This window comes from Porphyromonas bennonis DSM 23058 = JCM 16335 (genome assembly GCF_000375645.1).
GTDB classification, from domain to species: Bacteria; Bacteroidota; Bacteroidia; order Bacteroidales; family Porphyromonadaceae; genus Porphyromonas_A; species Porphyromonas_A bennonis.
This window is the reverse complement of record NZ_AQWR01000020.1, coordinates 1-13,912: the sequence shown is the minus strand read 5'-3', so window position 1 is coordinate 13,912 and position 13,912 is coordinate 1. Positions and strand designations below refer to the sequence as shown.

Annotated in this window: 11 protein-coding genes; all 11 read left to right on the top strand. The window is 56.4% G+C overall.

Annotation, left to right across the window (positions count from 1 at the left end; all coding sequences use genetic code 11):
- Nucleotides 1-26: 26 nt before the first annotated feature.
- The 11 genes from trmB (at nt 27) to B088_RS04880 (ending at nt 13,658) form a co-directional block, all read left to right on the top strand.
- Nucleotides 27-809, top strand: a complete 783-nt coding sequence (gene trmB / locus B088_RS04930; RefSeq protein WP_018107307.1) for a tRNA (guanosine(46)-N7)-methyltransferase TrmB — start codon at nt 27-29, stop codon at nt 807-809.
- 14 nt (nt 810-823) lie between these two features.
- Entirely contained in the window at nt 824-1,933 is a 1,110-nt protein-coding gene (locus B088_RS04925; RefSeq protein WP_018107306.1) for an Mrp/NBP35 family ATP-binding protein, read from the top strand.
- A 28-nt stretch (nt 1,934-1,961) separates the two neighbouring features.
- On the top strand, nt 1,962-3,404 hold the full coding sequence (gene nhaA, locus B088_RS04920) for a Na+/H+ antiporter NhaA (protein ID WP_026170501.1): 1,443 nt from the start codon (nt 1,962-1,964) through the stop codon (nt 3,402-3,404).
- A gap of 10 nt (nt 3,405-3,414) precedes the next feature.
- Nucleotides 3,415-4,965, top strand: a complete 1,551-nt coding sequence (locus tag B088_RS04915; protein WP_018107304.1) for an SGNH/GDSL hydrolase family protein — start codon at nt 3,415-3,417, stop codon at nt 4,963-4,965.
- Nucleotides 4,966-4,969: 4 nt separating this feature from the next.
- The gene (locus tag B088_RS04910; protein WP_018107303.1) at nt 4,970-6,199 is read left to right on the top strand and encodes a GDSL-type esterase/lipase family protein; all 1,230 of its coding nucleotides are present in this window, start codon (nt 4,970-4,972) and stop codon (nt 6,197-6,199) included.
- Nucleotides 6,200-6,207: 8 nt separating this feature from the next.
- Nucleotides 6,208-7,689: an MBOAT family O-acyltransferase gene (locus B088_RS04905; RefSeq protein WP_018107302.1), complete on the top strand. Its 1,482-nt coding sequence runs from the start codon at nt 6,208-6,210 to the stop codon at nt 7,687-7,689.
- Nucleotides 7,690-7,854: 165 nt separating this feature from the next.
- Entirely contained in the window at nt 7,855-8,928 is a 1,074-nt protein-coding gene (gene serC, locus B088_RS04900; protein ID WP_018107301.1) for a 3-phosphoserine/phosphohydroxythreonine transaminase, read from the top strand.
- A 22-nt stretch (nt 8,929-8,950) separates the two neighbouring features.
- Nucleotides 8,951-9,889 (top strand): NAD(P)-dependent oxidoreductase, encoded by a 939-nt coding sequence (locus tag B088_RS04895; RefSeq protein WP_018107300.1) that lies wholly within the window; start codon nt 8,951-8,953, stop codon nt 9,887-9,889.
- Nucleotides 9,890-9,909: 20 nt separating this feature from the next.
- Nucleotides 9,910-11,166, top strand: coding sequence for a DUF1015 domain-containing protein (locus B088_RS04890; RefSeq protein ID WP_018107299.1), 1,257 nt, complete (start codon nt 9,910-9,912; stop codon nt 11,164-11,166).
- Nucleotides 11,167-11,510: 344 nt separating this feature from the next.
- On the top strand, nt 11,511-12,944 hold the full coding sequence (locus tag B088_RS04885; RefSeq protein WP_018107298.1) for an aspartate ammonia-lyase: 1,434 nt from the start codon (nt 11,511-11,513) through the stop codon (nt 12,942-12,944).
- Between the two features lie 240 nt (nt 12,945-13,184).
- A complete protein-coding gene (locus B088_RS04880; protein WP_018107297.1) occupies nt 13,185-13,658 on the top strand; it encodes an SPOR domain-containing protein in 474 nt (157 codons plus the stop codon).
- The last annotated feature ends 254 nt before the right edge of the window (nt 13,659-13,912 follow it).

Here is a 13,912-nt window from a genome sequence, read left to right as displayed (position 1 = left end):
CACCTATAATTTGCCCTTAGTAGAGAATGAGCAAAAGCAAGTTAGAGAAATTTGCCGAGATCGACCGGCTGACCAATGTCCTACAGTACCCCTTCGAGACACTTCGGAGGGAGGGGATGACTTTCCCCCACAAGGGACACTGGTCGGATGAGGTCTTCCGTAATGGAAATCCGATCATACTGGAGCTCGGCTGTGGGAGAGGCGAGTACACCGTGGAGCTGGGGCGCACCTATCGGGATCACAATTTCATCGGCATGGACATCAAGGGAAACCGCCTCTGGGCGGGAGCCAAGACTGCCGACGAGGAGGGGCTGGAGAATGTGCGCTTCCTGAGGGCTGAGATAGAGTTTCTGGAGACCTTCTTTGCCCCGGGCGAGATCTCCGAGATATGGCTCACCTTCCCCGACCCGCAGATGCGCAAGAGCCGGCGGCGACTCACCTCGCCCCGCTTCATGTCCATGTACCGTCAGATCCTGGCAGAGCCGTCGGTGCTGCATCTCAAGACCGACTCTCAATTCCTCTTCCGCTACACCGAGGCGGTGGCTGAGGTCAATGGGCTGACGATCGAGGAGCGGATGACGGACGTCGGCGAGGAGGCCACGCCGGACTCCCCTCTCCGGACGATACAGACCTACTACGAGCAGCAGTGGATCGCCCGAGGGATCTCGATCAAGTACCTGCGACTGCTGCTGGATCAGCTGCCTGAGGATCCGGCTGAGCCGGAGGTGGAGATAGAGCCGGACAGCTACAGGAGCTACGGTCGGTCCAGGCGATCCGAGGTGGTGGGCAAAGGAAGCCAAGAAGAATAATCACAAGAGTAGAGATGCCATATATCACACTATACCCGGCGCTGATCCGGGATGCACTGAAGAGCGTCCGATACCCGGGCGAGGAGTCAGACATCGTCACCTCAGGGATGGTGGAGGACAATATCAGGATCGAGGAGAATAAGGTCTCCCTCTCCATCCGCTTCAAGAAAAGTCGGGATCCCTTCCACAAGAGTGTCCTGAGGGCAGCGGAGGCGGTGCTGAAGCGAGAGATCTCGCCCGAGCTCGAGGTGGAGATCACGCCTCTATTTCCCGACCCCACACCCACAACCGATGAGGAACCGCCACTACAGGGGGTAAAGAATATCATCGCCATCGCCTCCGGAAAGGGAGGTGTCGGTAAGAGCACCGTAACGACCAATCTCGCAGTGTCGCTGGCCGCTCTCGGATACAGCGTGGGACTGCTGGATGCGGATATCTTCGGTCCCTCTATCCCCCGTATGCTCGGGGTGCAGGAGTACAGGCCGTGGCTCGACGAGGTGGATGGCAAGGAGCTGATCCACCCGGCAGAGGCGTATGGGGTCAAGGCTCTCTCCATCGGACACTTTGTCGACTCGGATCAGGCACTCGCCTGGCGCGGATCCATGGCATCCAATGCCCTCGGACAGCTGATCCGCGAGGGAAACTGGGGCGAGCTGGACTATCTCCTCCTCGACCTCCCTCCCGGCACGTCGGACATACAGCTGACACTGGTCCAGACACTTCCCATCACGGGGGCGATCATCGTGACTACTCCTCAGAGCGTGGCCACGGACGATGCGATCAAGGCGATCAACCTCTTCCGCCTGGATCAGGTCTCTGTGCCGATCCTCGGTGTGGTGGAGAATATGTCATGGTTTACCCCTGCCGAGCTGCCGGATCACAAGTATCATATCTTCGGCGAGGGCGGCGGAGAGGCTCTGGCAGAGCTCACCGGGAGTACGCTGCTGGGACAGATCCCTCTCGTGCAGAGCGTACGCGAGGGAGGTGACGAGGGTAAGCCGGTCGCCTTACGAGAGACGGTGTCGGGGCTTGCATTCCGTCACGTGGCAGAGCAGATGATCGGAGCGGTAGAGGAGCGCAACAGGCTGCTCCCTCCGACTCATCAGGTAAAGGTCAATAAGTAACATCAAGATACATTTTATCAGGAACGTCATGTCAAATAGTACTTCCTACAGGCGAAGCGATGGTAAGTCGATGCTCGGCTTCCTCAAGGGGGTCAATCCCGCTGTCTACCTATTTGGAGCCACTGTGCTGGCACTCATCTTAGCCAACTCCCCCTGGAGCAGTTACTACTTCTCGCTGCTTGAGACTCCGATCAATCTTCAGATAGGAGACTGGCAGGTCTTTAGCCACCACGGGAGGACGATGAACCTGGGCGAGTTTATCAATGATGCCCTGATGTGTTTCTTCTTCTTCTCCGTAGGTCTGGAGATCAAGCATGAGATGGTGGGCGGGTCCCTGTCGGACTTCAAGACGGCAAACCTGCCTGTCCTGGCGGCCATCGGTGGTATGGTGATACCGGTCGCCTGCTTCGCTCTTGTGGAGAGCGGCAACCCCACTGTACTGAGAGGTGCCGCCATCCCGATGTCTACCGATATTGCCTTCTCTCTTGCGGCTCTCGGACTGCTCGGCAGTCGTGTACCTACGACGCTGAAGGTATTCCTGATGGCGCTGGCCGTCGTGGACGATATCGGCGGGATCCTTGTCATTGCGATCTTCTACTCTGAGGGACTGGCTCTCTTGCCGCTACTGATCGCTGCAGCCCTGCTGATCTTTACCCGCTTCTGTGGTCAGAGGGGAGTGTACCAGCAGTGGTTTTACTACCTGATGTTCTTCTTCGTCTGGCTCTGCTTCCTCCACGGGGGCATCCACACGACGATCGCCGGCGTACTGCTCGCCTTCTGCGTGCCTTACGTCCCGATGGGTGTACCGAAGGATCTGATGGACCAGATCAATGTGGCCAGGCAGCACTTCGACACCTATCCTGTGGAGCACAGCAAGAATAGAGTCTACATGTCTGCCTCACAGCTCGACACACTCACGCAGCTGCGCAACACCTCATCCAAGGTGGTCAGCCCGGTGCAGCGGATGAATGTCATCATCAGCCCCTTCGTGAATTATGTTGTGCTGCCGCTCTTTGCCTTCTCCAATGCCGGTATCGCACTCGGAGATGTGCCACTGAGTGACTTTGCCGGCGGAGTACCCTTCGCGGTGATGCTGGGTCTGGTGGTCGGTAAGCCGCTCGGGATCTTCCTCTTCACCTGGCTCTTCACGAAGCTCGGCGTGGTCAGCTTTCCTCCGGGCATGACAAAGCGAAACCTGCTTGGCATAGGAATGTTTGCCGGTATCGGCTTTACCGTATCTCTCTTTGTAGCGACCCTTGCCTACCCCGCATCGCTCGGTGCCATCGGTGTCGAGTATCTCAATGACGCCAAGCTCGGTATCCTCCTCGGGAGCTTGATCTCAGGTGTCGTCGCCTACTACTACATGCGTGCCGTGCTGAATAAGGAGGTAAAGGAGGGGCGTGGTGCCGCCAGCCCGGAGTATCAGGCTTACCTGAAGACTCAGTCCGGTCATCCTCAGGAAGAGAAGTGACTTATAATAGATGAGTAGAGGAGATCATCAGATACTCAAGTCCGTACTTCTCCTCCTCGCTGCATCAGGACTTGCCTTTGGGGTAACTTTTACCCTGAGAGAGCTCTTCCCCTCCCTTGGGGTCAAGGTATTCAACCCTCTGAGTGACCTCTTCCCCACACCGGGAGGAGAGGTGGCTCAGGGGGTTGATACGCCGCCCGAGGATCCTCTGCTGGCCGAGGCGATGCGGCGCGACAGCCTTGAGCGTCTCGAAAGTGAAGCGGTAGAGGAGGCAACGGATACGCTGCAAGTAGACAGTATCGTGAAGCGAACCGCTGCCGGACTGATCCCGATAGGACTGACCGACTACTCTGGAGGAACGGCGCTCACCCGACTGAGGGAGATCCTCGCAGAGGCGGGAGATCAGCCGGTCAATGTAGCATTCCTCGGCGACTCCTTTATCGAGGGTGATATCTTAGTGGAGCACTTCCGCGAGGCTCTCCAGACGCGCTACGGAGGCGGGGGAGTCGGCTATGTGCCACTCACCTCCGTCACGGCACGCTTTCGACAGACGATCAAGCACCGCTTCTCGGGGTCGTGGTTGGATGACAATGCTCTCAAGCACCCTCGGGGGAGCCACTTCTTGATCACCGGATCCTACCAGCAGGCGGTTGGAGAGGCCGAGGTCAGCTACGAGAATAAACGTCCGGTCGATCGGGCGACACTCCTTTACTCGTCAGAGGACAGCCTGCTGATCAGTGCTACCGTGAATGGCGGCACACCGACAGAGGTACCCCTTCCCCCGACGGGAGACAACCTGCGTAGCGTGAAGATGGGAGGACAGGTCTCTTCGCTTCGCCTTGATCTCCCTCAGTCAGAGGGGACAAGGCTCTACGGGGTCTGCATGGACGGAGACAGGGGTGTGCGAGTGGATAATATGAGCCTGAGGGGCTCATCGGGTCTGCAGCTGGGATCGGTCTCCCCTACCCTCTCAAGTGATCTCCACAGTATCCGACCCTACCACCTTATCGTGCTGGCTTATGGACTCAATGTGGTGAGCCCGAAGGATCTCCACAACGACTATGGCTACTATTATAAGGGGATGGATCGAGTACTCTCCCGTCTCCACGAGATCTACCCTGAGGCGATCTTCCTGATCCTCTCGATCTCCGACAGAGGGCAGATGTACGACGGCGAGGTCTATACGCTTCCGGGCGTGCCAAGGATGGTGGAGGTACAGGAGCGTCTGGCGAAGAGGTACCATGCCCTTTTCTTCAATACCTATGGCACCATAAGGTCAATGGGAGGGATCCGAAGCTTCGTCTCCAAGGGCTGGGCGGCAAAGGACTACACTCACCTCAGCTCTGCCGGTGGTCGGGAGCTCTCCAAGCGGCTCGTGCAGGACTTGGTAGAGAGCCCCATCGACCAGCTGACCGGACAGGTGGCTGAGACTCCCCTCGAGGAATCACTCCTCCCGACTCAAGCAGTGAGGGAGAAGGAGGCAACAGTCTCAGCAGACACGCTGAAGCAGGATAAGAGCTCCACAGCTCCGGAGAGCACGGCAAAGAAGGACTCCATCTAAGGTCATGCGGAGACATTCCCCATTCCACTCACTCAGGCTGCAGCTGCTGACCCTACTGATACTCAGCACGGGGACTACGCTCGAGGCTCAGCAGGAGTCCCCGCACGATCTCTACCGACTGGAGCGTGCGGTAAGGATGGTCGCTCCGAGTGGTTACCTCGATCCTGTATGGCAGCGCTGCTCGACCCCGGGCGGGAGCGATCACGTGATCGTGCTCCACTTAGGTGACTCGCACGTACAGGCGGGGTTCTTCACGATGCCGATCCGGGAGTACTTCGGACGACAGTTTGGTCTCTCCGGACCCGGTCTGATCGCCCCCTACCGTCTACTGGGGACCAATGAGCCGCGCCATCTAAGGCTGGAGGGACGGCAAGGCGGCTATGCGACCGATCAGATCACCCGCCGATCCTATGCCGGAGAAGGTCCCACAGGGATAGAGGTGAGGTCGACCTCCTCCCGACCTCAGGAGGTGACGCTCTCCTCAAGCGAGGGCATCCGATTTGATCGGGTGGTGGTCCTCCACGGACACAACGACCGACCCTTTTCTCTCGCAGGGGACTGGGCAGACACCCCACGCAGACCCTTCTCCCTCCTCACTTCAAGCTTCTGCGAGACGGATACCCTCGACCTTAAGCGCAGCGTCACATCTACCAAGCTGGTGATACCGGCCGGAGCAACGTTCTATGGAGCAAGCTTGGAGAGTCGAGCTCCGGGGGTGACAGTGCACACCCTCGGACACAATGGCGCTACCTATCAGACCTACCTAAAGGATCACTTCACCGGATCCGTATCGAAGCTAAAGCCGGATCTGATCATCATCTCCCTCGGGACCAATGATGCCATGGGGCGAGTCGACACATCGGCAGTAAGGGGATCGGTCAGATGCCTCGTCAATCAACTGAGGAGAAACTGCCCTGAGGCAAAAATCGTCCTCTCCACCCCACTGATGAGCTACGTCTCGCGTCGTCGGGGTCGCACCGCTCCCAATCCCAACATCAAGCAGGTCTCCCATGCCATCACAGAGGAGGCAAAGGCTCTCGGTGTCGGATACATTGATACATTCGAGATCTTCGGCGGAGAGAGAGGAGCCGACAGACTGGTATCCGATGGGCTGCTCCGCAGTGACCGGATCCATCTCACCACTGAGGGCTACAAGGCTCTCGGAAACTCCATAGCCGATGCGCTCGCCAAGGACTACAAGCGCTATCTCGGCTCACGCGCAATGACCAACTAACGCATCCCATGTGGCAACAAATCACAGAGCTACTGACCTACGACCCGAGCTCACCCCTACTCTTCAATAGCGGGCTCTTCCTGGTCCTCTTCCTCCTCTTTGTCCCGGTATTCTACCTGCTACGCAAGCGCCATCTCCCGAGGACGATCTGGGTGGTGCTCTTCTCCCTCTACTTCTACTACCTCTCCAGCGGAGTCTACTTCGTCCTCCTAATCCTCTTAGCGACAACCGACTTCATCATCGGACGACAGATAGCACGGAGCGAGAGCAGGTCGGGGAAGAAGGGCTGGCTCATCCTCAGCCTTCTGCTTGATCTCGGGCTGCTTTGCTACTTCAAGTACACCAATTTCCTCTACGACTCCTTTGCCCCGCTCTTCGGAGCAAGTCCGGAGGGACGGCACTTCGACATCTTCCTCCCGGTGGGTATCTCCTTCTTCACCTTCCAGTCACTAAGCTATGTGATCGACATATATAGAGGTAAGATAGAGCCGCTCAAGCGCTGGATCGACTACCTCTTCTACATATCCTTCTTCCCACAGCTGGTAGCCGGCCCGATCGTCCGAGCGGTCGACTTCATCCCTCAGATCCACCGGATCCCGCGGGTGAGCCGTGAGGACTTCGGGCGGGGACTATTCCTCATCATCTGTGGGCTGCTTAAGAAAGGGGTCATCTCCGACTACATCTCGCTCAACTTTGTCGACCGAGTCTTCGATCAGCCGCTGCTCTACAGTGGGTTTGAAAACCTGATGGGAGTCTACGGCTATGCGCTGCAGATCTACTGCGACTTCTCCGGATACTCCGACATCGCCATCGGGCTGGCGCTCTGGATGGGGTACCACTTCAATACCAACTTCGACTTCCCCTACAAGTCAGCAACGATCACCGAGTTTTGGCGTCGCTGGCACATCTCCCTATCATCCTGGCTCAGGGACTACGTCTACATCTCTCTGGGGGGTAATAGGAAGGGGAAAGCGAGGACCTACCTCAATCTCCTCATCACGATGCTCCTCGGAGGGCTCTGGCACGGAGCCAATATCCGCTTCGTCCTCTGGGGAGCCATGCACGGAGTGGCACTTGCGATACACAAGTTCTTCCTCAGCCTCTTCCCACGACTGGGTCGCACCGGTGCCGAGATGAGTCCGGTCTGGCGGGTCGTCTCCGTGATCATCACCTTTCACTTCGTCTGCTTCACCTGGATCTTCTTCCGTATGGGGTCGATCGATGGTGTATGGGATATGCTGACGATGATCACGGAGGAGTTCCACCCTGAGGTGATCCCACAGTTCTTCGCAGGCTATCGGATGGTGACAGCACTCATCATCATCGGCTTCATACTTCACTTCTCTCCCGACAGGTGGCGGCTGGCACTCCAGAGTAGTGTTACCAGGGCTCCTCTATGGGCACAGACACTGCTCTTTGCAGGTGTCTTAGTGGTCCTTACGCAGTTCAGGAGCGCCGGCGTCCAGCCCTTTATCTACTTCCAGTTCTGACACATACCCATTAAGGATCAAAAACTGTCCCCCTGTACAGAGATGGTAAGTATGGAGAAAAAAAGCCACAAATCTGTGTTAACTTCAAAAATAATACATATCTTTGGACCACAAGAGTAACAAGAACAACATTCAATCACTTTTCAAAACATCTTTACAATCGTCATGAAAAAGCACAATTTCACTGCAGGACCCTGTATCCTGGATGAGGGTGTGATCAAGGAGGCCGCTCGTGCGGTGCTCAACTACAACGGCACAGATCTCTCCGTGATCGAGATCTCCCACCGTAGCAAGACCTTCCAAGACACGCTCGCTGAGACCACAGCACTCTTCAAGGAGGTGCTCGAGATCCCTGATACACACACGGTCTTCTTCCTCGGAGGAGGTGCCAGCCTGCAGTTTTATGCTCACGCAGTCAATTTCCTCAAGAAGAAGGCTGCCTATGTCGATACCGGCAACTGGGCTCACAAGGCCATCGAGGAGGCTAAGGTCGTAGGCGACGTCGACGTAATCGCCAGCAGTCGTGATGACAATTACACCTTCTACCCCGAGCTCCCGAAGCTCTCACCCGACGAGTACGACTACCTCCACTTCACCACCAATAATACCATCTACGGTACAGAGCTGCGTGAGGATCCAGAGGTAGGTGTGCCACTGATCGCCGATATGTCCTCTGACATCTTCACCCGTCACATCGACTTCTCCAAGTACATCTGCATCTACGGCGGTGCTCAGAAGAACATCGCCCCCGCCGGTGTCACCTTCGTGATCGTACGTAAGGATGCCCTCGGCAAGACCGGTCGTGCCATCCCGAAGATCCTCGACTACCAGACTCACGTCGATCACCCCGACTCCTACAATACTCCTCCTGTATTCCAGATCTACGTAATGCAGCAGACCCTCAAGTGGTTCAAGGAGATCGGCGGTCTCGATGAGCTCGAGAAGAGAGCCAAGGAGAGAGCTAAGGTACTCTATGACGAGATCGACCGCTCTAAGGTCTTCCGCGGCGTAGCTCGGAAGGAGGATCGCTCCCTGATGAATGTAGACTTCGTCCTCGCTGATGAGTACAAGGACAAGGAGGCTGAGTTCTTCGACTTCGCCAAGAAGAGAGGCATGGAGGGCATCAAGGGTCACCGCTCCATCGGTGGTTGCCGCTGCTCTCTCTATAACGCACTCCCCCTCTACAGCGTAGAGGCACTCGTCAAGTGCATGCAGGACTTTGAGAAGGAGATCCTCTAACTCACGATAGCCTGATATCACAATGACTAAGAAAGTATTAGTAGCTACTGAGAAGCCCTTCAACTCCGCCGCAGTACCACAGATCCGCAAGATCGTGGAGGATGCCGGCTACCAGCTGGAGGTGCTGGAGAAGTATCAGAGCCAGGATGAGCTGCTCAAGGCTGTCGCCGACGCCAACGCCCTTATCGTCCGCAGCGACAAGATCACCAAGGAGGTGATCGACGCCGCCAAGGAGCTGGAGGTGATCGTCCGCGCCGGTGCCGGATACGACTCCATCGACACCCAGTACGCCAAGGAGAAGGGCGTGATCGTAGAGAACACCCCCGGACAGAACTCCAATGCCGTCGGTGAGCTTGTCTTCGGTCTGCTCGTCTTCGCAGCACGCAACCGCTTCAATGGCAAGTCCGGAAGCGAGCTGATGGGTAAGAAGATCGGCTTCCACGCCTTCGGCCACACCGCCCGCTGCGCCGCACGTATTGCACGCGGCTTCGGTATGGAGATCTACTGCTTCGAGCCTTTCTTCGAGCAGGGCAAGGAGCGCTCCCCCAAGGAGTACGAGGATGTCACTAACTTCACCAACGTGGAGGACCTCTACAAGACCTGTGACATCGTCTCCCTGCACCTCCCCGCCACAGCGGAGACCAAGGGATCCATCAATTATGACCTTGTGAAGAACATGCCCAAGGGCGGTGTCCTCCTCAATGCTGCACGCAAGGAGATCATCGACGAGGCGGGACTTCTCAAGCTCATGCAGGAGCGCGAGGACCTCAAGTATCTCACCGATATCATGCCCGACATGGATGCAGAGTATCGTGAGAAGCTGGGCGATCGCTACTTCTCCACCCCCAAGAAGATGGGGGCTCAGACTGTCGAGGCCAATATCAATGCCGGTCTCGCTGCTGCCCATCAGATCGTTGCCCTCTTCAGCGACGGAGAGGTGAAGTTTCAAGTCAATAAGTAACCACTACTATCCCCATAATAATGGCTACAGTAAAACCATTTAAGGGCTGGCGCCCTCCCAAGGATCTGGTCACCAAGGTCAGCTCACGTCCCTACGACGTCCTCGACACCGAGGAGGCTCGCAAGGAGTCCGAGGGCAATCCGATGTCCCTCTACCACATCATCCGCCCGGAGATCAATTTCCCCGCCGGCAAGGATGAGCACGACCCCGAGGTCTACACCTCGGCTCGTGAGCAGAGAGACAAGTTTGTCAAGGAAGGCTGGCTGGTACAGGACGACAAGCCCTGCTACTACCTCTATGCTCAGACCATGGGCGACCGCACCCAGTACGGGTTTGTGGTAGGTGCTTACGTACACGACTACTTCAATAACGTCATCCGCAAGCATGAGCTCACGCTCAAGGCCAAGGAGGATGACCGCATGAAGCATGTCAATGTCCTGGATGCGAATATGGAGCCTGTCTTCCTCGCATTCCCGGACAATGCAGACCTACAGGCGATCATCGATAAGTACAGTAAGACCGAGCCGGAGTACGACTTCGTCGCACCTCCGGAGGACTTCCGCCACACCTTCTGGGTCATCTGTGACGACAGCGACGTCGAGACCATCACGAGAGAGTTTGACAAGATGCCTGCCCTCTACATTGCTGATGGTCACCACCGCTCTGCCGCTGCTGCCCGAGTGGGTAAGGAGAGGGCTGAGGCCAACCCCAATCACACCGGTAAGGAGGAGTACAATTACTTCATGGCAGTTGCATTCCCCGCCAGTCACCTGCACGTCATGGACTACAATCGTGTAGTCAAGGATCTGAACGGACTGACGAAGGAGCAATTCATCAAGAAGCTGGAGGAGAATTTCGACGTAGAGTGCAAAGGGAAGGAGATCTACCATCCCAATAAGCTCCACAACTTCAGCATGTACCTCGATGGCCAGTGGTACTCCCTCACCGCCAAGCCCGGTACGTACGACGACAGCGATCCCGTGGGCATCCTCGATGTCACGGTATCCAGCAACCTGATCCTCGAGGATATCCTCCAGATCGGGGACCTCAGGACCAGCGACCGCATCGACTTCGTCGGTGGACTTCGCGGTCTCGAGGAGCTGCAGCGTCGTGTCGACAGTGGCGAGATGATCATGGCCCTGGCACTCTATCCTGTGACCATGGGACAGATCATGAAGATCGCTGACACCGGCAACATCATGCCCCCCAAGGCGACCTGGTTTGAGCCGAAGCTTCGCTCCGGTCTCATCGTCCACACCCTTGAGGACGAGAAATAAGAGATGAGATAAGAGACCCTTATCTAATCAAGTAAGAGAGTGCCTGTGGTCGCATGACCGCAGGCACTCTTCTTTTGCCCCTAAGGGACCTCTCTCCCCTGGTAAATACCGCATCAATCTATTACCGGTAATAGAGTAAACTAATACCGATCATAGAGAAAACTAATACCGGTATTAGTTTTTTCCTGATCGAGATGAGACAACCACTGTGGTCATGAGTCGCTCCATCCATACCATTCTTCTGCCAAACCGACTGCCCCTGTCTCTTCAGTCAACAATAATCTGTACATTTGTAGCACGATCAAATCATAACTAATCAATCCATAACAAACACAACTATTATTATGGGAAATCCCAAGATGCGTACTGAGAAGGACTTACTCGGCAGCATGCAGATCCCGATGGATCACCTCTACGGTATCCAGACCCAGAGAGCGATGGACAACTTCCAGTTCTCCCCCTATAAGCTCTCGACCTACCCTCGCTTCATCGAGGCGATGGCAATCACCAAGAAGGCTGCCGCCATGGCCAATCACGAGCTCAATGAGCTGCCGGAGGATGTCTTCAAGGCTATGTGTCAGGCGTGCGACGAGATCCGCGATGGGGAGCTGAGAGATCAGTTCTGCATCGATATGTTCCAGGGAGGAGCAGGGACGTCGGCCAATATGAATGCCAACGAGGTGATCGCCAATCGGGCGCTCGAGATCCTCGGCTACGAGCATGGAGACTACAAGCACTGTGATCCCCACGACCACGTCAATCTCTCTCAGTCCACCAATGATGCTTATCCCACATTTGCACACATCGGACTCTACCTCACCTTCCTCGACTTGACACCTCACCTCGATGAGCTCATCAAGTCTCTGAGGAAGAAGGCTAAGGAATTCCGCGGGATGCTCAAGATCGGTCGCACCCAGCTACAGGATGCCGTCCCGATGACGCACGAGCAGACCTTTAATGGCTTTGCCTCGATCCTCGAGGAGGAGATCGACAATCTCGAGCATGCAGCTAAGCAGTTCCTCGTGCTCAACATGGGCTCCACAGCCATCGGCACAGGTATCTGCTCTCAGCCCGGCTACCGTGAGGCGGTGATCAAGGCCTTCCGCAAGATAACCGAGTGGGATATCAAGCCGACCAAGGACTATGTAGGAGCCACCTCCGACACCTCTCATATGGTAGGCTACTCCGCAGCGCTCAAGCGCCTTGCCGTCAAGCTCAGCAAGATCTCCAACGACCTGCGTCTCCTCTCTAGCGGTCCCTTCGCAGGACTCGGAGACATCACCCTGCCCGCTCGTCAGCCCGGATCGTCCATCATGCCCGGTAAGGTCAATCCAGTCATCCCCGAGGTGGTGACCCAGATCGCCATGAAGGTGATCGGCAACGATGTCTGCGTAACGATGGCAGGTGAGGCGGCTCAGCTGGAGCTCAACGCCATGGAGCCGGTCATGGTCCAGTGCTGCTTCGAGAGCTCTGACCTCCTGATGCGTGCCATGGACACCCTGAGAGAGTTCTGCATCGACGGCATCAAGGCCAATGCCGAGCACACTCGCAAGCAGGTCTACGACAGCCTCTCCATCGTGACGGCGCTCAATCCCTACATCGGCTACGACAACTCGACCCACCTCACTCAAGAGGCACAGGCGACAGGCAGGAGCATCGTGGACCTCGTCCTCGAGAAGGGGATCCTCTCCAAGGAGCAGCTCGATGAGATCATGGATCCGGAGAATCTCACCCAGCCCGTACGACTGGACATCAAGCCGCTCAAGGATGTAGAGTAACCACTCCTGAGCAGAAATCCTATTATGGTGGCACACCGGAGCTCATACTCCTGTGTGCCACCTTTTTATGCCGTTCTCACCCAGACCGAGACAGGACCGTAGGGAGGTAATCGATCCTCCGAGGGCATCACTTTATACTTATTTATCAGCTCCAAGATGTTGTCTATTCGCTATTTTGTCCAATAATGGCTACTTTTGTAGTCGAGAAAAATAGATTATTACTTAGACAACAAATTCATCATGAAAAAGAATGTACTCGTAGCTGCGCTGGGGCTGCTCATTGTAGGTGGCTGCATGACCTCATGCAAGCCCAAGAAGAGCGCCTATCGCTCTATGTACGAGAAGGCTCAGCAGCGTGAGGTGGCTCAGCAAAGCACCTACACCCAGGAGGAGCCGATCGTGGTAGCTGACAACTCTGACGTCCGCGAGGAGAGACTGTCTGTCCCCGAGGGTGAGAGTGCACCCAATGGCATCCGCACCTTCAGCGTCTGCATCGGAAGCTTCAAGAACATCACCAACGCCCGCTCACTCCGCGAGCGTATGATCAGTGCCGGCTACAGCGAGGCGATCCTCGCACAGAACGAGTCCGGCATGTACCGCGTGCTGGTCACCGGTCACGACACCAAGGAAGAAGCCGTCCGCTCGCGTGATGCCATCATGCAGAAGTACGCTCCTGCCTTCAGCGACGCCTGGATCGTTCGCCGCGCTTACTGATCCGGCATCTGCTCGATAGAGCATAGCTAAGCCATAGGCGGGGCAGTGTCAGCAATCCTGACGCTGCCCCGCCTTTGTACTCATCTCTTAGGTGAGTACCCTATTTTACCCTCGAGACCATGATATAGGATGGTGGACAGGCAGGGGTGACGCATTTGAGTGGTACAGAAACCATTCAACTCATTGTAAAGGGTGGTGAACGAAGCACCCCGACAGGGGTGCCCGCTTTTTAGACCCGGGTCGAGGGGCGTAGC